Source organism: Aggregicoccus sp. 17bor-14 (assembly GCF_009659535.1).
Classification (GTDB): Bacteria; Myxococcota; Myxococcia; order Myxococcales; family Myxococcaceae; genus Aggregicoccus.
Genome location: NZ_VJZZ01000019.1, coordinates 1 through 19344 on the forward strand (window position 1 = coordinate 1; position 19344 = coordinate 19344).

At 73.9% G+C, this 19344-nt stretch carries 15 protein-coding genes; 8 read left to right on the top strand and 7 right to left on the bottom strand.

Going from position 1 to position 19344, the window contains the following annotated elements; genetic code table 11:
• Positions 1–340 precede the first annotated feature (340 nt).
• Positions 341–610, top strand: coding sequence for a hypothetical protein (locus FGE12_RS26610; RefSeq protein ID WP_153869437.1), 270 nt, complete (start codon positions 341–343; stop codon positions 608–610).
• Here the strand turns inward: FGE12_RS26610 and FGE12_RS26615 are convergent.
• On the bottom strand, positions 601–1005 hold the full coding sequence (locus FGE12_RS26615; protein WP_153869438.1) for a response regulator: 405 nt from the start codon (positions 1003–1005) through the stop codon (positions 601–603). The two genes, FGE12_RS26610 and FGE12_RS26615, sit on opposite strands and share 10 nt — an antisense overlap.
• Before the next feature lie 254 nt (positions 1006–1259).
• On the opposite strand from FGE12_RS26615, the gene FGE12_RS26620 reads away from it, so the two are divergent.
• The 5 genes from FGE12_RS26620 to FGE12_RS26640 all read left to right on the top strand — a co-directional run bounded on the left by FGE12_RS26620 (position 1260) and on the right by FGE12_RS26640 (position 10321).
• The gene (locus tag FGE12_RS26620) at positions 1260–4280 is read left to right on the top strand and encodes a TonB family protein (RefSeq protein WP_228531138.1); all 3021 of its coding nucleotides are present in this window, start codon (positions 1260–1262) and stop codon (positions 4278–4280) included.
• A 122-nt stretch (positions 4281–4402) separates the two neighbouring features.
• Positions 4403–6103, top strand: coding sequence for an ATP-binding protein (locus FGE12_RS26625; RefSeq protein WP_153869439.1), 1701 nt, complete (start codon positions 4403–4405; stop codon positions 6101–6103).
• 177 nt (positions 6104–6280) lie between these two features.
• Positions 6281–6823, top strand: a complete 543-nt coding sequence (locus tag FGE12_RS26630) for a hypothetical protein (protein ID WP_153869440.1) — start codon at positions 6281–6283, stop codon at positions 6821–6823.
• Entirely contained in the window at positions 6823–7845 is a 1023-nt protein-coding gene (locus FGE12_RS26635) for an SIR2 family protein (RefSeq protein WP_153869441.1), read from the top strand. The genes FGE12_RS26630 and FGE12_RS26635 overlap by 1 nt, the downstream gene beginning before the upstream one ends.
• 178 nt (positions 7846–8023) lie before the next feature.
• Positions 8024–10321 carry a PAS domain-containing protein gene (locus FGE12_RS26640; RefSeq protein WP_153869442.1) on the top strand — a complete coding sequence of 766 codons (2298 nt, stop codon included), beginning with the start codon at positions 8024–8026 and terminating at the stop codon, positions 10319–10321.
• Here FGE12_RS26640 and FGE12_RS26645 read toward each other — a convergent pair.
• Entirely contained in the window at positions 10318–11292 is a 975-nt protein-coding gene (locus tag FGE12_RS26645) for a metallophosphoesterase (protein ID WP_228531139.1), read from the bottom strand. The genes FGE12_RS26640 and FGE12_RS26645 overlap by 4 nt on opposite strands.
• A 221-nt stretch (positions 11293–11513) precedes the next feature.
• Between FGE12_RS26645 and FGE12_RS26650 the strand changes: the two genes are divergently transcribed.
• Positions 11514–12299 (top strand): hypothetical protein, encoded by a 786-nt coding sequence (locus tag FGE12_RS26650; protein WP_153869443.1) that lies wholly within the window; start codon positions 11514–11516, stop codon positions 12297–12299.
• A 135-nt stretch (positions 12300–12434) separates the two neighbouring features.
• Here the strand turns inward: FGE12_RS26650 and FGE12_RS26655 are convergent, their stop codons facing one another.
• The 5 genes from FGE12_RS26655 to FGE12_RS26675 all read right to left on the bottom strand — a co-directional run bounded on the left by FGE12_RS26655 (position 12435) and on the right by FGE12_RS26675 (position 17544).
• Positions 12435–13931 (bottom strand): hypothetical protein, encoded by a 1497-nt coding sequence (locus tag FGE12_RS26655; protein ID WP_194798308.1) that lies wholly within the window; start codon positions 13929–13931, stop codon positions 12435–12437.
• A gap of 177 nt (positions 13932–14108) precedes the next feature.
• Entirely contained in the window at positions 14109–14603 is a 495-nt protein-coding gene (locus FGE12_RS26660; protein WP_153869444.1) for a hypothetical protein, read from the bottom strand.
• A 104-nt stretch (positions 14604–14707) separates the two neighbouring features.
• Positions 14708–15106: a response regulator gene (locus FGE12_RS26665; protein ID WP_153869445.1), complete on the bottom strand. Its 399-nt coding sequence runs from the start codon at positions 15104–15106 to the stop codon at positions 14708–14710.
• 246 nt (positions 15107–15352) lie between these two features.
• The gene (locus tag FGE12_RS26670; protein ID WP_153869446.1) at positions 15353–16087 is read right to left on the bottom strand and encodes an amino acid ABC transporter ATP-binding protein; all 735 of its coding nucleotides are present in this window, start codon (positions 16085–16087) and stop codon (positions 15353–15355) included.
• An 11-nt stretch (positions 16088–16098) separates the two neighbouring features.
• A complete protein-coding gene (locus FGE12_RS26675; protein ID WP_194798309.1) occupies positions 16099–17544 on the bottom strand; it encodes an ABC transporter permease subunit in 1446 nt (481 codons plus the stop codon).
• A 173-nt stretch (positions 17545–17717) separates the two neighbouring features.
• On the opposite strand from FGE12_RS26675, the gene FGE12_RS26680 reads away from it, so the two are divergent.
• Positions 17718–19343 carry an NAD(P)/FAD-dependent oxidoreductase gene (locus FGE12_RS26680; protein ID WP_153869448.1) on the top strand — a complete coding sequence of 542 codons (1626 nt, stop codon included), beginning with the start codon at positions 17718–17720 and terminating at the stop codon, positions 19341–19343.
• Position 19344: the final 1 nt, after the last annotated feature.

Below are 19344 nucleotides of genomic sequence, written 5' to 3' on the forward strand. Positions count from 1 at the left end.
CAGCCGCGCCCCCGCGTACTCCACCCCCACCGCGACGGCCTCCTCCTCGGCTTCTCTCACCACGAGCGCTGGCGCCATGCCGCCCGTCCTACCGCGCTGCCGAGATGTGTTGGATCTTGAGAAACGTTCCGTCCACCGACTGTCCGCCCCCGGAGCGCCCCGCTGGGCACTGCCCCTCCGCGCTGGGCAGGCGCGACGGAGCACCGTCCCGCCTGGCGCTCCCCGGAGCCCCTGCACGTGCCCTTCGTCCGCCGCCCGACAGCCCGCGCGTTCTGCCGAAAGAACCGGTTGCCTGCAGGGCTTGCTGCCAGGCGTGGCGCTGCCCAGCTTCCCTGGCACCATGGCCCTTCGACTCCAGCTCTCTCCGCGTGCGGCCCGGGCGCTCTCCCTCTGCCCTCCCGCGCTGCGCGAGCGCCTCGAGCGCGAGCTCGCGCAGCTGCTGTGTGGACGTGCCCTGGCGCTGCCTCCGGTGAGCGCGGGAGACCCGGTACTGCTCGGCGCGGGCATCCGCCTGCGCTACCGGCTGGACCGGGCCGCCGGCCGGCTGCACCTGCTGGAGCTGGGCGGACCGTGGCTCTCGGCCGAGCCCACCGCGCAGCTTCACGCCTGAGGCGGCGCGAGCTGCAGCGCGCCCAGCGTGGCCACCAGCGCGTCCAGGTCCAGGGGTTTGGGCAGCGCGGCGCGGATGCCCTGAGGCAGGGGCCGGCTCGGTCCCGCGCCCGACACCACCACCACCGCGAGCTGCTGGCACGCGAGCACGGGCTCGTCCCGCACGTGCTCCATCAGCTCCCAGCCGGTGAGCCGCGGCATCATCAGGTCCAGCAGCACCACGTCCGGGCGAGGCCCCGCGCGCAGCCGGGCGAGCGCTTCCAGCCCGTGCAGGGCGACGTCCACCGCGTAGCCCTGCATCTCGAGGAAGTCGACGAGCAGCTCGCGGCTGTCGGCGTGGTCCTCGACCACCAGGACCCGCAGGGTCCCGTCACTGCGCGGGCTGTCCACGTCCATCGCCTCCTCTGCCTCCCTGCACTGCGCGTCCGCCCCATGCGGCCCCGCGCCGCGGTGACGTTGCCCGTGCGTCACCCGCTCTCCTCCGAGGTGGGGACGCGACCGGGCGCTGGGGAGCGACAGTGGGCAGAGCGAGTGTTTGCCTGTTCGCCCTCGCGTGGTTCGGCGGGCAGGGGGGCTTGTGCCCGGGGGGGCCCGCAGCCTCTCAATGCGGGGGGCGAGGCGCGGGGCGTCCGCGAGGGGGAGCGCCGCACATGAGCCGCACACGCTCGATGGGGAAGACGGGGGGGGCTCCGGCGCTGCCCTGCGGCGTCCTGCTGGCCGTCCTACTTGCCGCTGCGCCGCGGGCCGCGCTCGCCCAGGCCACGGTGGACGGGAACAGCTCCACCGTCGAGCCGCCCGCGCAGGCTGCAGGAGGCAGCAGCGGCGCCACCGCCGGGCTGTCGCCGCAGGACGCCGCGGACGCGGGCGGTGCTGCTGCCGAGCTGCCGCCGCAGAGCGCCGCGGACGCGGGCAGCGCCACCGTCGAGCTGCCCCTGCAGGCCGCGCCGGACGGGGGCACGGAGCTCGGCGTGGCGGCAGCGGACGGCGGCTCGGGTCCCGTCGTGGTGCCGCCCGCGCTGCTGCAGGACAGCCCGGCGCACTACCCGCCCGAGCTCGCGGCCCAGGGCGCGAGCGGCGTGGTGCAGCTGGAGCTGCTGGTGAATGCGCAGGGCGAGGTGGCCGAGGCCAAGGTCGCGCAGCCCGTGCAGCCGCTGCTGGACGAGGCCGCGCTGCAGGCCGCCACGGGCCTGCGCTTCAGCCCCGCCACGGTGGACGGCGTGCCCAGCCCGGTGCGCCTCACCTTCGAGTACCGCTTCGTCGCGCCGCAGCCCGCGCCCGAGGGCTCCGGCACCCTGAGCGCCGCGGAGGCCCCGCGCCCCGTGAGCCTCAGCGGCCAGGTGCGCGCCAAGGGCAACCGCCGCCCGCTCGCCGGCGCGGTGATCGTCGAGGTCCCCATCGAGGTTTCCAAGGAGCCGCCCGCCGCGGAGCAGCTGCTGGGGGAGTCCGGCGCGGACGGGCACTTCGAGGTGCGGCTCGCCCCCGGCGAGCACACCCTGCGCGTGACGGCGCCCGGCTACCGCCCCGGCGTCTTCCAGGAGCGCGTGCGCTCGGGCGAGGTGCTGCAGGTGCTCTACGCGCTCGAGCCGCTCGTGGTGAACCCCTACGAGACGGTGGTGCGCGCGGAGCGGCCGCGCACCGAGGTGAGCCGCGTCACGCTGCACGACCAGGAGCTGCGCGAGGTGCCCGGCACCATGGGCGACCCCTTCCGCGTGGTGATGCTGATGCCCGGCGTGGGCAGCATGCTGTCCGGCGTGGCCTACCCGGTGGTGCGCGGCGGGCAGCCCTCGAGCACGGGCTACTTCCTGGACGGCATCCGCGTCCCGCTCCTCTTCCACCTCTTCCTCGGTCCGGCCATCCTCCACCCGGACTTCATCGACACCATCGACTTCTACGCGGGCAACCCCCCGGCCCAGTACGGCCGGCAGATGGGCGGCGCCATCGACGGGCGCCTGAGCCGCCCGCACGACGACCGCGTGCACGGCAGCGCCTACGCGGACCTCATCAACGCGGGGCTCTTCATCGAGTACCCCTTCCAGTCCACCGGCACCAACGTCTCGCTCGCCGGGCGCTTCTCGTACACGCCCTGGCTGGTGGGGCTCGCCGCCACGAAGATGCAGGCGGCGCCCCCGCCGGGCCAGCTGCCGCAGAAGGTGGTGCTGGACTTCTACGACTACCAGGCGCGCGTGGAGCAGCGCATCCGCGGCGGCGGGCGCCTGCGCCTCTTCGCCTTCGGCTCCTCGGACGCAGTGGGGCTGAAGGCCCAGGACGCGCTGAGCGACACCGCGATGCAGACGGTGCTCTTCCACCGCGTGGACCTGCGCCACACGCAGCCCGTGGGCCGGGGCGAGCTCGAGCTGGGCGTCACCTGGGGCCTGGACCGCTTCGGCATCGACAACATCCGCCGCAGCGAGGCGCCGGACGCGGGCGACGCCATGGGCTCGCAGTTCGCGGTGGACCAGTACACCTACGCGGCGCGCCTCGGCTTCACGCACCCGCTCGCCCAGCGCCTCTCCCTGCGCAGCGGAGCGGACGTGGAGCAGCGGCGCGCCGCCGTCTCGCTCGACACGCTGGTGTCCACCGGCACGGGACGCGAGCCGCGCCGCGTGTCGGAGGAGCAGCCTCGCGAGCTCGCCACCTTCTCGGGCGTGTGGAGCGAACTGCTGTGGGAGCCCACCGCGCGCCTCACCCTCACCCCGGGCCTGCGCCTGGACAACTACCACCTGGTGAGCCACGGCGGCCTGAACGCGCTCGCGGTGGAGCCGCGCCTCAGCGCGCGCCTGCGCGCGAGCGACACCGTCACGCTCAAGGCGGGCGCGGGCATCTATCACCAGACGCCCACCACCCTCATCAGCCTGCCGGTGGTGGACCTCGCGGGGCTGCCGCAGGGCCTGCAGCGCGCGCTGCAGCTCTCCGGCGGCGTCGAGTACACGGGCTGGCGCCTCCTCAACCTCAGCGTGGACGCGTACGTGAACCCGCTGGTGCGCACCGTGGAGATGACGCCCTTCGCGGACGAGACGCTGCAGGACCGCGTGGACCGGCCCGACCCCGGCGACGGCCGGCCCAACGACATCCCGGAGCTGCCGGACCTCTCCTCGCACGGGCTCGCCTACGGCGTGGAGCTGATGCTGCGCCACCCGCTGGGCGGCAACTGGTTTGGCTGGCTCAGCTACTCGCTCAGCCGCAGCACCCGCTTCACCCGCTTCTACCGCTACGACGCGCGCGGCCGCGTGGTGGGCGAGGCGAGCGAGGACCTGCCCTTCGCCTTCGACCAGACGCACATCCTCAACCTCGTGCTCAGCCGCAAGTTCGCCCACAGCTTCACCCTGGGCGGCGTGTTCCACTTCAACACCGGGCGCCCGGAGAACGGCCTGCTCGGCGCCGGCCCCAGCCAGCCCGGCTTCGACTCGGAGGGCAGCCCCGAGTGGGTGCCGCTGGACCGCGACCGCGCCGAGCGCCTGCCCGGCTTCGTCCGCCTCGACGTGCGCATCGCCAAGAGCTGGGCCTACGACGCCTTCACGCTCGAGGCCTACCTGGACATGCTCAACGTCACGCTGAGCCGCGAGGTGACCGGCTTCGACTACAGCGTGAACGCGCTCACCGGGCAGTACTCGAAGCGCCCCTCGGCCATCCCCGTGGCCATCCCCATCCTCGGGGTGAAGGGGCGCTACTAGCCGCCGCGCGACTGGGCACGAGTGGACACGCGCGGCCCGCGCGCGGGGGCAGCGCTGTTGCCCCCGCGTCAGTCCCTGCCCCCCGCCGGCGCGCGCCCCTGCACGTGCTGCTATGGCGAGGCATGCGCTCGCTGCCGAGCTCCCCCCTCCACGGCTCCCTCCCGCCCCTCGCCGCGCCTGCGTCACCGGCCGCGGAGGCGCGGCTGCGCAGCCTGCTGGAGGCCACCACCGCGCTGGTGTGGACGGCGGATGCGCAGGGGGCGCTCGTCGCGGACAACCCGGGCTGGGCCCGCTTCACCGGCCAGGGGCGCGCGGCGTACGAGGGCTGGGGCTGGCTGGAGGCCGTCCACCCCGAGGACCGCGCCCAGGTGACCCACGCCTGGGCGCAGGCGCTGCAGCAGGGCGCCCCCTTCGGCTGCGAGTACCGGCTGCGGCGCGCGGACGGCGCCTGGCGCTGGCTGAGCGCGCGCGCGGTGCCGGTGCTGGAGCCGGACGGGCGCGTGCGCGAGTGGGTGGGCGCGAACACGGACGTCACCGCGCACCGGCGCGCCACCTCCGTGCTCGCCTTCCTCGCCGAGGCGAACGCCGCCCTCTCGGCCTCCTTGCGCGTGGACGCCACGCTCGCGGCGCTGGTGCGCACCGCGGTGCCCTTCTTCGCGGACTGGTGCCACATCTTCGTGCGCAGCGAGGAGGGCCCGGCGCGCCTGGTGGCCGTGCACCACAAGGACCCCGAGGGCCGCGCCCTGCTCGAGGAGCTGCACCAGCGCTTCCCCTTCCCGGAGGACTGCCCCGCCGGCTACCCCGTGGTGCTGCGCACCGGCCAGTCCCGCCTCGCGCAGGCGCTCTCCGAGGAGCAGCTGGGCGCGATGGCGAGCGGCGGCGAGGAGCACCTCGCGCTGCTGCGCCGGCTCTCGCCGTGCTCCGCCCTCTTCGTGCCGCTCTTCATCGGCGGCCGGCCGGAGGGCGTGGTCACCTTCGGGCTGATGGACGGCGCGCGCCACTACACGCCCGAGGACCTGCTCGTCGCCGAGGAGGTGGCGCGCCGCGCGGCCACCGCGCTCGAGCACGCGCGCCTCTACGAGCTCGCCCAGGCGGAGCGCCGCCGCGCCGAGGAGGCCAACCGCGCGAAGGACGAGTTCCTCGCCACGCTGAGCCACGAGCTGCGCACGCCGCTCACGGCGATCCTCGGCTGGACCCAGATGCTGCGCAGCGGGGTGCTCGGCCCCGCGAAGCAGGCGCGCGCGCTGGAGACGGTGGAGCGCAACGCGCGCGCGCAGACCCAGCTCATCGAGGACCTGCTGGACGTGAGCCGCATCATCACCGGCAAGATGCGCCTGCAGCTGCAGCCGGTGGCGCTCGCGCGCGTGGTGGACGCGGCGCTGGAGAGCGTGCGCCCCACCGCGGACGCGCGCGACATCGAGCTGGTGGCGGCGCTCGATGGGCTGGAGGACCAGGAGGCCCAGGTGAGCGGGGACGCGGACCGCCTGCAGCAGGTGACGTGGAACCTGCTCTCCAACGCGCTCAAGTTCACCCCGCCCGGCGGCCGCGTGGAGGTCTCCCTTTGCGAGGAGGAGGACGGCACGCGCTGTCTGCAGGTGAAGGACAGCGGCCAGGGCATCCGCGCGGACTTCCTCCCCTACGTCTTCGACCGCTTCCGCCAGCAGGACGGCGCCGCCACGCGCGCGCACGGCGGCCTGGGGCTGGGGCTCGCCATCGTGCGCCACCTGGTGGAGCTGCACGGCGGCAGCGTGGCGGTGCACAGCGCGGGCGAGGGGCAGGGCGCCACCTTCACCGTGCGCCTGCCCGCGCCCCCGCGCCCCTAGTCCTTCGTGCGCCGCGGTCCGCCCCGACCCGGGCGGGGCGCGGCGGACCACGCCCGCCGGCCAGGCAGGCCGCGCGCGACGCGTGGGGGCCGGAGCGTTACACTGCGACGTGTCGCGGGTCGGGCCGGTCCCGCCGCAGGGGAAGCGTACGTGAGCGGAGCCGCAGAAGACTCGAGGGTGACGGGCAGCCTCTTTCGCAGCTACGTCGCGGGGCTGGACGCGATGGGCCTGCGCGCGCCGGTGCGCGCCGCCGTCTCGGCGCGCGTGCAGGCGCTGATGGACACGCCGCCCACGCACCGCGAGTGGCTCGGGGGCAACGAGCTGGCGGAGATCTTCCGCGCGGTGGTGGGCCAGCGCGGCATCGAGGGCATCCGGCAGCTCGGCTACGAGGCCACGCGCCTGTCCACGCTGCAGCACCTGCGGCCCATGATCCAGGCCACCGCGGCGCTGCACGGCAACACGCCGGACGTGCTGTTCAGCCACCTGGACGCGCTCTGCAAGCCCTTCTTCCGCGGGCTGCGCTTCGAGTACGCCGCGGAGGGCCCGCGCACGGGCACCCTCACCATGCGCTCCACCTACCCCATGGGGGTGGTGCAGTTCGCCGCGTGGGAGGGCGCGCTGCGCCACATCTTCGAGGAGCTGAAGGTGAAGAGCGGCGTGCTCGAGCCCGCGCGCGTCGCGCCGGACGGCCACAGCGGCACCATGCGCGTGCGCTGGTAATGACCGCGCGCCGCTCCGCACGTCAGGCCCTCGTCCAGGAGGCGCGCAAGGGCGGCCTCACCCTGGTGCTGGGTGCCGGGGTGAGCCTCGCGCAGGGCGTGCCCAGCTGGCCCGCGCTCGTCGCGAGCCTCTGGCAGGACACCTTCCCCCGCGAGCCCCTGCCGGACGCCCACGCGCTGCCCAACCTGCTGCCGCTCGCGCTGGAGCGGGTGGCGCGCGCGCGCGGGCAGGAGGACTTCACCCGGGCGCTGCGCGCGCGCCTCTACCGCGACGTGCGCCTGCCCTCGCCCGCGGCGCTGCGCGGGGGAGGCGGCGGCACGCTGGGGGCGCTCGCGCGCGCGCTGGTGCAGGAGCACGGGCGCGGGAGCCTGCGGCGCGTGGTGCGCGCGGTGAGCTTCAACGTGGACGACCTGCTCGAGCAGGCGGTGCGCGCGCTGCAGCCCGCGGGAAGCGCCCCGGCCGTGAAGCCCCTGGTGCGCGCGAGCCACCACCCCGAGCGCGGCCTGGGCGAGCAGCCGCTCCCGCTCTACCACCTGCACGGCTTCCTGCCCTCGGGCCCGGGCATGCGCGAGCGGCGCGGCGCGCGCACGCCCCGCTGGCACGAGGAGGCGCCGGACGCGCTCGTCTTCACGGACGCGCAGTACTGGGCCAGCGTCGCCGAGCCGATGAGCTTCGCCAACCGGGTGATGTCCTTCGTGCTGCACGACAGCCGCTGCGTCTTCGTCGGGCTGTCCATGACGGACCTCAACCTGCTGCGCTGGCTCGCGCTGCGCGCGAACGAGGTGGAGGCGGACAAGGCGGCGCAGTTCGCGCGCGCCCGCGCCTCCGGGCCCCGCGTGCTGCGCGCCCAGCGCCAGGCGCTGTGCCGCCACTTCTGGGTGCGCGCGCCGCCCGCGCCCGGTGAGGACGCCACCGCCTTCCTCGCGCGCTACCTGGACCTGCGCGGCGTGCGCAGCGTGGAGCTGCCCGGGGGCTGGGCCGAGCTGCCCGCGCTGCTGCACGAGCTGCTGCCCGCTGTCTAGCCACCCCCCGGTCCAGGAGCCCGTCCCACCCCTGTCCCGCGGGGCAGGGTGGGGGGGCTTCCCTTGGAGCGCAAAGGGAGGGCAGGCTTGGAGGCGGGTGCACGCGCAGAGGGGGAAGCGCAGCATGAGTCTGTCCAGGGTGCCAGGGCCCGGGCCGAGCCTGGCCCGGAGCCTACACGTGGAGCGCGCCGCGCCCTGCCTGCACTTCGAGGCCGTGCGCAGCGAGGACGGGCTGCTGCGGGACTTCGCCGGCACCCACCTCAACGCCGCCGCCGAGGCGCTGGTGCGCGACTTCCGCCTCGGGCGCCTGCACCCGCTGTGGTCCACCCCCGAGGCCGCCGAGCGCGGGGCGCCCCCGGGACTGCTCGACTTCCACGCGCTCGCACGGGTGGTGGACACGGGCGAGCCCTACTCGCGCGACCTGCGGCTGCGCGCCCCGGGCTCGGGCGCGGGCTCGGGAGACGCGTGGTACCGCGCCACGGCGGTGAAGCACGAGGACGGCTTCGCGCTGTGGCTCGCCGCCGCCCCGCCGGTGCGCGAGACGGAAGGGGCGCTGCTCGAGGCGCTCGCCGAGGAGCGCGAGGCGCGCAAGGCCGCGGAGGGGGCGCTGCAGGTGTACGACGCGCTGCTCGCGGACGCGCCGGTGGGCATGGGCCTGCTCGACCTGGACCTGCAGCACACGCTGGTGAACCCCGCGCTCGCGCACATGGAGGGGCTGCAGGAGGGCGAGGCGCTGGGGGCGCAGCTCGCTCCGCACCTGCAGCCGGTGCTGGTGCCCCTGTGCCGGCTCGCGCTCGAGGTGGGCGGCCCCGTGGTGGCGGAGCTCACCCCGGAGACGTGGAGCGGGGTGCCGGTGGGCGGCGACTGGCAGGTGGTGGCCTTCCCGGTGGGGCGCCACGGGCCGGGCAGCCCCGCGCAGGGCGTGGGCCTCAGCCTCACGGACATCAGCGAGCGCAAGCGCGCCGAGCGCGTGCTCAGCGCGCGCGAGGAGCACCTGCGGCTCGCGCTGCAGACGGCCAACATGGTCGCCTGGGAGTGGACCTACGAGCACAAGCGGGTGACCTGGAGCCCGCGCGCCGAGGCCTTCTTCGGCCTGGAGCCCGGCGGGCTCGGCGACAGCCTGCAGCAGTTCCTCAGCTGCGTGCACCCGGAGGACGAGGAGATGGTGCGCGAGGCCATCTCGCGCGGGCAGGAGGCGCAGGGCGCGTACGCGTTCCGCTTCCGCGGCGTGTGGCCCAGCGGCCGGGTGCGCACCTACGAGACCACCGGGCAGACCTTCCACGACGAGGACGGGCGCCCCGCGCGCATGGTGGGCGTGGTGCTCGACTGCACCGAGCGCGAGCGCGCCGAGGAGGCGATGCGCGCGGCCGCCGAGCGCTACCGGCTCGCCTCCAGCGCCACCCACGACGTGCTCTGGGAGCTCAACCTCGCCACCGGCAACGTGTACTGGGGCGAGGCCGGCTCGGACGTGTTCGGCTACCGCGTGGAGCAGGTGGGCCACGACCTGGGCTGGTGGCGCCAGCAGGTGCACCCGGAGGACCGCGAGCGCGCGGCGGCGAGCCTCGAGAACCTCATCGCGAGCCGCTCGGACACCTGGCGCGAGGAGTACCGCTTCCGGCGCGCGGACGGCGAGTACATCGACGTGCTCGACCGCGGCACCGTGGTGCGCGACGAGCAGGGCAATCCCTTGCGCGTCATCGGCACCATGATGGACATCACCGAGCGCAAGCGCGCGCTCGAGCACATGGCGCAGGAGGCGGAGTTCCGCGAGCGCTTCATCGGCATCCTCGGCCACGACCTGAGAAACCCCCTCAACGCCATCAGCCTCTCGGCGAAGACGCTCGCGCGGCGCGCGGGGCTGCCGGCGAGCGAGCTGCGGCTCGCGCAGCGCATCGACGCGAGCGCGCACCGCATGGGGCAGATGATCTCGGACATCCTGGACCTCACCCGCGCGCGGCTCGCGGGCGGCATCCCGCTGCACCTCGCGCCGGTGGAGCTTCACCCGGTGTGCAAGCAGGTGGCGGAGGAGCTGGCCACGGTGCACCCGCAGCGCCGCATCCACCTGCAGCTGGAGGGGGACGGGCAGGGGGTGTGGGACGGCTCGCGCTTGAGCCAGCTGCTGAGCAACCTGCTGGGCAACGCGCTCGAGCACAGCGGCCCGGACGCCGAGGTCACCGTGCGCTGCGGCGAGAGCGAGGGCGGGCAGGTGCTGCTCCAGGTCCACAACCCGGGGCCGCCCATCCCCAACGAGCTGCTGCCCAGCATCTTCGACCCCTTCCGCCAGGCTCCCAGCCTGCGCGAGACGGGCACGCGCAGCAGCGGCCTGGGGCTGGGGCTCTTCGTGGTGCGCGAGATTGCGCGCGCCCACGGCGGCAGCGTGGAGGTGCACTCCACGCGCGAGCACGGCACCACCTTCCGCGTGCGCCTGCCGAGAGATGCACGCCGGCCGAGCAGCGACTCCGTGCTCGACGCCTAGACCATGTCGGCCGCGCGCACCGCGGGCCGCAGCGTGAAGAACGCCACCTCGGGCTCGCTGCCGCGGCGCAGGTAGGGCCCGCCGAACCCGAAGCCGAGGCCGCGGTTCACGTAGAGCTGGTTGCCGCGCACCGCGTAGTGGCCGCGGATGTAGGGCTGGCCTGCGCGCTTGAAGATGGCCTCGGTGAGGCCGCGCACGACGAACTGGCCGCCGTGGGTGTGGCCGCTGAACTGCACGAGGCCCTCGTGGGGCGGGAGCTTCTCGATGGTGGGCGGGGTGTGCGCGAGCACGAGCCGGGTGCCGCTCGTGGGCGCGCCGCGGAAGGTGGCCTCCACGTCGTCGCGGCCGGTGAGCCCGTCGTCGATGCCCAGCACGCACGCGGGCGCGCCGCGCACGTGCACCACGCGGTGCTCGTTCTGCAGCACGGTGTAGCCCACGCCCTCGAGGCCGCGGCGCAGGGTGTGCGGGTCCACCCAGTGGTCGTGGTTGCCGAGCACCACGAACACGGGGCCCTTGAGCCCCTGCAGCAGCACGGGCACGCGCGGGATGGGCTTGGGGCTGTGGGTGACGTAGTCGCCGGTGAGGAAGACGAGGTCCGGCTGGCGGGCGTTGATCTCCAGCACCGCGCGGCGGATGCGCATGTCCGGCGTCGCCTGGCCGATGTGGATGTCCGAGATCTGCGCGATGCGCAGGCCGTCGTGCGCGGGGTGCAGCCCGGGCACGTGCAGCTCGTTCTCGGTGAGGGTGAAGCCGTGGCGCTTGCGCAGCCGCGGGGGCAGCTCGGTGAGGAAGGGGTCCGGCTTGTCGTCCAGCGCCCTGTCCAGCGCCTCATTGCGGCGCCGCAGGAGGTTCAGCGCCCCGCGGCGGGCCTCGTTGCGTCCATTCAGTCCGTCACCGTGTCGGCCTTCATCCGTGACTGCCTGGGCAGTCATTCCGGCGACGAAGGGGAGGCGGGAGGGCTTGAGCGGCATGCGGGGAGGTCTCCTGGGAGAGCGACGGGGAGGGCGCGGAGGGGCACGCACGCCGCCCTCCTGGGCAGCCGGCCTTGCGTGCCCCGGCTCGACGTGAGCCGGGGACACTCAGAAGGCAGGCTGCGCGCGCGAAATTCCCGTGCCTTCCAGCCCGCACCGGAGCAGAGCTGCGCCGGATGTGCGTGCCGCGCTGCGCTGCGCGGCCGGGAGGAGCGGACGCCATGCGACCTGACCCGGAGCGGGGAGCGAAACGGGCCTCGAAGGTGGCCTCGGTGCGGCTGTGCCGGAGCGCAGCCCTGAGCCTCACGCTGCTGCTGCCCGGGAGCGGGCGCGCCCAGGAGCCCGCGGCCCCTTCGGCGGCTGAGACCCCACCGGTGCCTGCCTCCGAGCTGCGCTTCCGCCACGAGCTGTTTCGCGACGCGCGCGTCACGGCCTACCGCGTGGACCTGCCGCCCGGCAGCGCCACGCGGCTGCACCGCCACGATCGGGACCTGCTGCTGGTCTTCCTCGACGAGGGCCGCGTGGTCGGCGGCATCGTCGGAGGCATGCCCCTGACCGAGGTGCTCTCCCCAGGAGACGTGCGCTACCACCGCGCGGGCTTCACCCACTCCAACCGCAACACCGACACGCGGCTCCTGCGCACGGTGGTGCTGGAGTTCGCCGAGCCGCAGGGAGACGAGCTGCCCGAGCCGGAAGGACAGCCCGTGCACAGCTGCAACCCGGGCACCGCGGCCGCCTGCGTGGACGAGGAGCCCCTGCTGTGCACCCGCGGCTTCTGCGTGCACGACGTGCAGCTGGCGCCCAGCGCCGTGCGCACCCAGCCACAGAGTCGCGGGCAGCTGCTGGTCGCCGTGAACGACGCCGCGCTCGAGGTCGCGCCGGAGGGGTCGGGTGCTGCGCCCGAGCCGCTCAGGCTCGCGGCCGGCGAGGTCGCGCCGGTGAAGGGCACGCGCTGGAGGAACGCGGGCGAGGAGACCGCGCACCTCGTGCTCGTCATCTTCCGCTGAGGCACTGCCAGAACGCCAAGAAGGGCACGCAGTGGGGAGGGAGTGTGGCCCCACTGCGTGCCCCGGGCTTGGCGACGGCAAGGTACTGCGGGTTGGGCGCCGCGCGCGGTGAGTGCGCGGCGCGGAGTGCCGCGGCTAGTAGCCGCGGAGGACGTAGAGCGTGCCGCCCGAGAGCACGAGGAGCATGGAGGGCGTCACGGTCGGGTCGTAGACGAGGCGCTTGATGTCGCCGCCGAGGCCGGACACGCGGGTGATCTGCTTGTTCGCGTCCATCCGGTAGAGGCCGTCGCCGGCGCCGATGAAGAGCGAGCCGTCATCGGTGGCCGCGAGCGACTGGATGTTGCTGGGCGCGCCGGGGATGCGCTCGCCGTGGGCATCCGCGAGCCGGGCACCGTCAGACGCGTCCTTGAGCCGCCAGAGGCCGTAGTCCTTGCTGCCCAGGTAGTAGCGGCCATCCTTCGTCTGTTCGAAGCCGCGCCAGAAGTCGAAGTCCTCCTGGCTGTTCAGCTCGAGCACCTGGCGGTTCTTGATCTTCTCCGGGTTGAGCGTGGCGTCCGCCTCGCGGTCCCAGGTCTTCAGGTCGCCGATGGGGCTGACGGTCCCCACGCTCCAGTCGGTGGCCATCAGCACGTCGCCGTCCTGCGCGATGCCGATGCCGTACGCGTAGCCGGCGCGCTGAGACTTGTCCGCCGTGTACCAGATGGGGTGGCGGTGGCTGTTGTAGACGAGCCCGGAGATGCGCGTGTAGCCGTGGTTCGTGCCGATGAACACGTCGCCCTTGGCCGGGCCGCGCATCGCGCGCACACAGGAGTAGACCGAGCGGTCCTCGTCGAAGTGGTGGTCGTTCGTGTTGCGCAGCCCCGTGGCCTGCTTGAAGGGGTTGTTCGTCACGTTGCGCCAGATGTGCTCCTCGAGCTTCGGCGCGTTGTCCGTGCCCATGCGCACGATGTCGAGGTCGCCCTGCTGGTACTCCTGGAAGCGCTCGGCGCTGTAGCGGCTCGGGTCGCAGTTGGTGTAGCCGCCCTCGAAGTCGCAGCCATCCGGGCTGTAGATGAACTGGCCGCCGGGGATGTCGTTGTAGCTGGCGGCGTAGCCCACGTACGCGCGGCCGGGAGCGCCACCGCAGATGACCGTGGAACTGAAGCCGCGGCCCGCCTGGCCGAGCCCGCTCACCCAGTTGGGGCGCGTGTCGCCGGGGCGCAGCACGCCGACGCTGCCGCCGTTGAGCAGCCAGATGTTGTAGCCCTCGTCGATGCCCACGTCGCGCACCGTGCCGAGGCCGAACTTCTGCGTGTAGTTCACCTGCGCTTCGGTGGGCCACAGGCTGGGGTCGCCCACGCCCGTGGCGAAGCCACCGTCGGTGCCCGCATCGGTGCCACCGCCGGTCCCGCCGTCCGTGCCGGCATCCGTGCCGCCGTCGGTGCCCGCGTCCGTCCCACCGTCCGTGCCGGCGTCGGTGCCTGCATCGATACCCGCATCGACGCCTGCGTCCGTGCCCGCATCGACGCCCGCATCGAAGCCAGGCTGGGGCTGGATGGGCGTCGGGGTCTGGTCCACCCCGTCATCGCCACAGCCCCATGCCGCGCCTACGAGCACCGCCGCCGCCACCGCTCCCACCAGTCGTCGCGTCACCGCTGTCCTCCCTTGGGCGCTGAGGCGTGAGCAAGGGACGTACCCACACCGCAGTGGTCAGAAGGGGACAGCGCAGGGGGAGGAGTGGAAGAGGGTTTCCCACCTGCGGACAACGCGAGGGCACGGCAGCGCAAAAGCGCGCCGGACCTGGGAAGCAATGGCGCTCAGGAGAGGCCGCTAGGGCGCGCTGCCGCCCGCGTCCGCCTTGCCCGCGCTCGACTCCGGGGCCTTCTTGACGGCCTTGGCCTCGATGCGCAGCGCCACCGGCTCCTCGCCCTCGAGCTGGAACTTGGCGCGCACCTCGGCGCCCTCGGGCAGGTCCTTCACGTCCACCGGCTTACCGTCGAGCGTGACCTGGGTGCGGTCGCGCACGCTGAGGCTCGCCGCCGGGAGCCCCTCGCGCTGCACCGTGAGGAAGGCCGCGCTCGGGCTCTTCACCGTGCCCTTGAGGTCGAAGGCCTGCGAGAGCTCCTTGTCGCTCGGCGCCCCCTGGGCGCTGGCGCTGCCCCCGTCGGTGCCGCGCACCTTGCGCTCCAGCTCCTGGATCTTGTGCGTCCCGGTGTGCAGCGCCGCGCCGAGGTCCGTGCCCCCGTCGCTCTTCTTCGTCCCGCCGTCCTGCGCCAGCGCACCGGCGGACATGCCCAGCACCAGCGCCATCACGAGCTTCCTCATGGCCCCATTCCTCCTTGCAGGGTCATGAGTGAGGCGCGGGGCGGCCGGGTGCCAGCAGCGCCCGCGCCCTCGCCCGAGCTGCGTGCGACCGGCAGGCGGGCAGCTCAGGCCGAGGCGTGCGTCAGCCCCTGCGCGCCGCACAGCCGGTCCACCGTGCCCAGCAGGTCGTCCAGGTCCAGGGGCTTGCGCAGGTAGCCCGCCACCCCGAGCGAGCGCGCCGCCTGCGGCAGCGCCGGGTCCGCGCTCGCCAGGAGCACCGGGATGCTGCTCAGCGGCGGCTCGCGCCGCTGCACGTCCCGGAACTCGAAGCCGTTCATCCGCGGCATCATCAGGTCCAGCAGGATGAGGTTCGGGCACCAGCCCTCGCGCAGCTGCTCCAGCGCCTCCTGCCCGTCGGCCGCGAGGCGCACGCAGTAGCCCGCCTCCTCCAGCACGTCCTGGAGGGCGTCACGGATGTCGAGGTCGTCGTCGACGACGAGCAGCGTGCACTGAGGTTGCGCCAAGGTGTTCCCCTCCGCCGACTCCAGAGGCCGGTCGTCTCTCGCTGCCCCGTCCGGACCCGACACCCGAGCGCGCTGCTGGCGAGAGCCGCGCCGTTGTCGCCCAAGGGCGTTTTCCGGATCAACGGTGCACGCCCCCCTGCTCGTTCCCCGCGTCGCTGCCCGGACACCGGATTGGTACCGGGGGGATCCCGTACAGGGTTTGCCGAACCAGTAGTGGACAGTGAGGGCGGGCGGGGAGGCGAGGGCTCAGTGGTTGAGCAGGCGGGCGAGGAACTCGCGGGCGCGCGGATGCTGCGGCGCCCTGAGCACCTGCGAGGGCGGGCCCTCCTCCAGCACGCGGCCGCCGTCCATGAAGAGCACCCGGTGCGCCACGTCCGCGGCGAAGGCCATCTCGTGCGTCACCACGCACATGGTCATCCCGTCGCGCGCGAGCTCGCGCATCACCTCGAGCACCTCGCCCACCAGCTCCGGGTCCAGCGCGCTCGTCGGCTCGTCGAAGAGCATCAGCTCGGGGCGCATCGCGAGCGCCCGCGCAATCGCCACGCGCTGCTGCTGCCCGCCGCTGAGCTGCTGCGGGTACGCGTCCGCCTTCGCCCCCAGGTGCACGCGCTCGAGCAGCTCGCGCCCCGCGGCTTCCGCCTCCTTCGGGCTCTGCCCCAGCACCTGCACCGGCGCGAGCATCACGTTCTGCAGCGCCGTGAGGTGCGGGAAGAGGTGGAAGCGCTGGAACACCATCCCCACGCGCCGGCGCAGCGCCTGCAGCGCCTTGGGGTCCGGCAGCACCGGCAGCCCGCCCACCGTGACGCTGCCGGAGGTGGGCAGCTCGAGGCCGTTGAGGCAGCGCAGGAGCGTGCTCTTGCCGCAGCCCGAGGGGCCCACCAGCACCACCACCTCGCCCGCGTTCACGGTGAGGGAGAGCCCCTGCAGCACCTCGAGGGTGCCGAAGCGCTTGTGCAGGTCCTTCACTTCGACGAGTGACATGGGAGCGTGCCTCAGTGCTGGATGCGCAGGCGGCGCTCGAGCCCGCCGGCGAGCCGGGTGAGGGGGAAGGTGACCAGCAGGTAGAAGAGCGCGACAGCGGGCCACACCGCGAGCGGCGCGGCGAGCTGGCTCGCGAGCTCCTGGCCCGAGCGCGTGAGCTCCGCCATGCCGATGATGGACACGAGCGAGGAGTCCTTGAGCAGCGCGATGGCCTCGTTGGTGAGCGGCGGCAGCGCGTGGCGGAAGGCCTGCGGCAGCACCACGTGGCGCATCCCCTGCCAGCGGCTCAGGCCCAGCGCCTGCGCGGCCTCGAGCTGCCCCGCGTCCACCGCGCCGATGCCCGCGCGGAAGATCTCCGCCACGTACGCCGCGCAGTTGAGCGTGAGCGCGAGCACCGCGGCCGCGAAGGGCGCGAGGTCCAGCCCCACCAGCTGCGGCAGCGCGTAGTACACGAAGATGATCTGCACGAGCAGCGGCGTGCCGCGAAACAGCTCCACGTAGCTGCTCGCGACCGCGCGGATCCACCCGCGGCGGCTGAGGCGCGCGAGCGCGAGCGCGAGCCCCAGCGGCAGCCCCAGCACCAGCGAGAGGAGGGTGAGCGCCACCGTGAGCACGAGCCCGCGCAAGAGCGTGCGCGCCATGCGCGCCCAGGGCAGCTGCGCCGCTCCCTGCGCCTGGGCGGCCTCCGCGGCGGCCGCCTTGCCGAAGTACTTCTCCTCGAGCGCCGCGAACTTGCCGTTCGCGCGCAGCCGCGCGAGCGCCGCGTTCACCTCCTTGTGGAGGTCCGTGCGGCGCGGGTCCATGGCGATGCCGTAGTGCTCCTCGGTGAGCAGCGCGCCCACGGTGGAGAGCCGCCCGAAGCCGTGCGCGATGAAGTAGCGCAGCGTGGGCGCGTCGCCGACCACCGCGGCGAGGTTGCCGTTGGCCAGGTCCTGCAGCGCGAGGTCGATGGTGGGGTACTGCCGCACGGTGACGGCCGGGTGCTTCTGCAGCACGAGCGAGGCCGTGGTGTTGATCTGGATGCCGGCCGTCTTGCCGTCCAGGTCGTCGATGCTCTTGACCTGCTGCTCGCCCTCGCGCACCGCCACCACCTGGCCCGCGGTGTAGTAGGGCTCGGAGAAGGCGAGGCGCGCGCGGCGCTCGTCGGTGATGGTGACGGCGCTCATCACCAGGTCGAACTTGCCGCCCAGCAGCGCGGGGAAGACGCCGTCGAAGCTGGTGTTCACGAACTCCGCCCGCCCGCCCATCTCCTCGGCGAGCGCGCGGCCCAGCTCCACGTCGAAGCCGGTGAACTGCCCGTCCTGCACGGACTCGAAGGGCGGGTAGGTCGCATCCACGCCGATGCGCACCGTGCGCCCGGTGTCCTTCGCCCCGCCACAGCCAGGCAGGAGGACGGCGGCGAGAAGCGACAGCAGCAGGGCGAGGATGGCGGGACGGCGGACGGCGGGTGAGGCCACTGCTCCTCCAGAGCCCCCGCTGCGGGACGCAGCGTACAGGCAGAGCCCCCGCTGCAGCACCGCGCGGGGCGGCGCACCCTACTGGATGCGGGAGCCCGCAGGCGCGTGCTTTTCACAGGGCCCGGTGCCTCCGGGGCTGCAACCCGGCGCCCGGCTGGGCATCCTCAGGCCACATGGGCGCGAGCGAGCAGGCAGCGAGGAGCACAGTGGAGCACGTGGTCGTCGTGGGCGCGGGGCCCGGGGGGCTCGCCGCGGCGGTCAACCTGGCGGGGCGCGGCCTGCGGGTCACCGTGGTGGAGAAGGACCCGGTGCCGGGCGGGCGCATGAAGGGCCTGAGCCTCGGGGAGAAGGGCGAGTACCGGGTGGACACCGGGCCCTCCATCCTCCAGCTGCCCGGGGTGCTGGAGAAGATCTTCAGCCGGGCCGGCAAGCGGCTCGAGGACTACGTCACCCTCACCCCCGTGCACCCCAACACCCGGGTGCACTTCTGGGACGGCACCCACCTGGACACCCACCGCGATCCGGAGGCCCTGGCGCGCGAGCTCGCGCGCTTCGGAGCGGACAAGCCCGAGGCCATGCGCCGCTGGTTCGCGGAAGGCCAGGAGAAGTACGCCATCGCGTACGAGAAGTTCATCGCCACGAGTGCGGGGAGCCTCGGCTACTACAACCCGGTGCGGCTCGCGCCCACGCTGCGCTTCAAGCCCTGGCAGACGCTGTACCGGCAGCTCGACAGCCACTTCCACGACGACCGCATCACTTACGCGCTCGCCTATCCGTCGAAGTACCTGGGGCTACACCCCACCACCTGCTCCTCCGTCTTCAGCGTCATCCCCTTCATCGAGCTCGCCTTCGGCGTGTGGCACGTGCAGGGGGGCTTTCGCGAGCTCGCGCGCGGGATGCAGCGCTGCGCCGAGGACCTGGGGGCGACGTTCCGGCTCGGCACGCCCGTGGAGCAGGTGTGGGTGGAGGCGGGAAGGGTGCGCGGGGTGAGGCTCGCCGGAGGAGAGCGGCTCGAGGCGGACGCCGTCGTGGTGAACGCGGACCTCGCCTACGCGGCGACGAAGCTGGTGCCCGCCGAGGCCCGCGAGGGCAGCCGCCTCACCGACCGCGCCCTGGAGAAGGCGAAGTACTCGTGCAGCACCTTCATGGCCTACTACGGCCTGGCCCGCTCCTACGCGGAGCTGCCCCACCACCTCATCTACCTGTCCGAGGGCGCGCGGCGCACCGACCGCGACGCGCTCGAGGACCGCACGGTGGACCTGGACGACCCGCCCTTCTACGTGTGCAACCCGGGCGCCTCGGACCCCTCGGGTGCGCCCGCGGGCCACAGCACCCTCTACGTGCTGGTGCCCACCCCGAACACGGCGGCGGATGTGGACTGGAAGGCCACCGAGGCCGCCCTGCGCGAGCGCATCCCGAAGATGCTGGAGAAGGTCGGCCTGAAGGGGGTGCGCGAGCACGTGCGCGCCGAGCGCTACTTCACCGCCGAGACCTGGCGCGACGACTTCAACGTGTTCCGCGGCGCCGTCTTCAACCTGAGCCACACCTGGGCCCAGCTGGGGCCCCTGCGCCCCAAGGTGAAGAGCCGCGAGGTGGAGGGGCTCTACTTCGTGGGGGGCGGGACGCACCCGGGCAGCGGGCTGCTCACCATCATGGAGAGCGCGAACATCGCCGCCGACTACCTCTCCCGGGAGGCAGGCAAGGGGGCGCTGCCCGAGTGGCCGTACGTCCCGCCGCTGGAGGGAGCGCAGGCGCCCGCCGGCATGCAGGCGGGCAGGCGCAGCGCGCACGGAGCGTGAT

Coding starts and splice junctions, on each gene's coding strand:
- FGE12_RS26610 (WP_153869437.1), top strand. CDS start 341: ATGGCCCTTCGACTCCAGCTCTCTCCGCGTGCGGCCCGGGCGCTCTCC.
- FGE12_RS26615 (WP_153869438.1), bottom strand. CDS start 1,005: ATGGACGTGGACAGCCCGCGCAGTGACGGGACCCTGCGGGTCCTGGTG.
- FGE12_RS26620 (WP_228531138.1), top strand. CDS start 1,260: ATGAGCCGCACACGCTCGATGGGGAAGACGGGGGGGGCTCCGGCGCTG.
- FGE12_RS26625 (WP_153869439.1), top strand. CDS start 4,403: ATGCGCTCGCTGCCGAGCTCCCCCCTCCACGGCTCCCTCCCGCCCCTC.
- FGE12_RS26635 (WP_153869441.1), top strand. CDS start 6,823: ATGACCGCGCGCCGCTCCGCACGTCAGGCCCTCGTCCAGGAGGCGCGC.
- FGE12_RS26645 (WP_228531139.1), bottom strand. CDS start 11,292: ATGCCGCTCAAGCCCTCCCGCCTCCCCTTCGTCGCCGGAATGACTGCC.
- FGE12_RS26650 (WP_153869443.1), top strand. CDS start 11,514: ATGCGACCTGACCCGGAGCGGGGAGCGAAACGGGCCTCGAAGGTGGCC.
- FGE12_RS26660 (WP_153869444.1), bottom strand. CDS start 14,603: ATGAGGAAGCTCGTGATGGCGCTGGTGCTGGGCATGTCCGCCGGTGCG.
- FGE12_RS26670 (WP_153869446.1), bottom strand. CDS start 16,087: ATGTCACTCGTCGAAGTGAAGGACCTGCACAAGCGCTTCGGCACCCTC.
- FGE12_RS26680 (WP_153869448.1), top strand. CDS start 17,718: ATGGGCGCGAGCGAGCAGGCAGCGAGGAGCACAGTGGAGCACGTGGTC.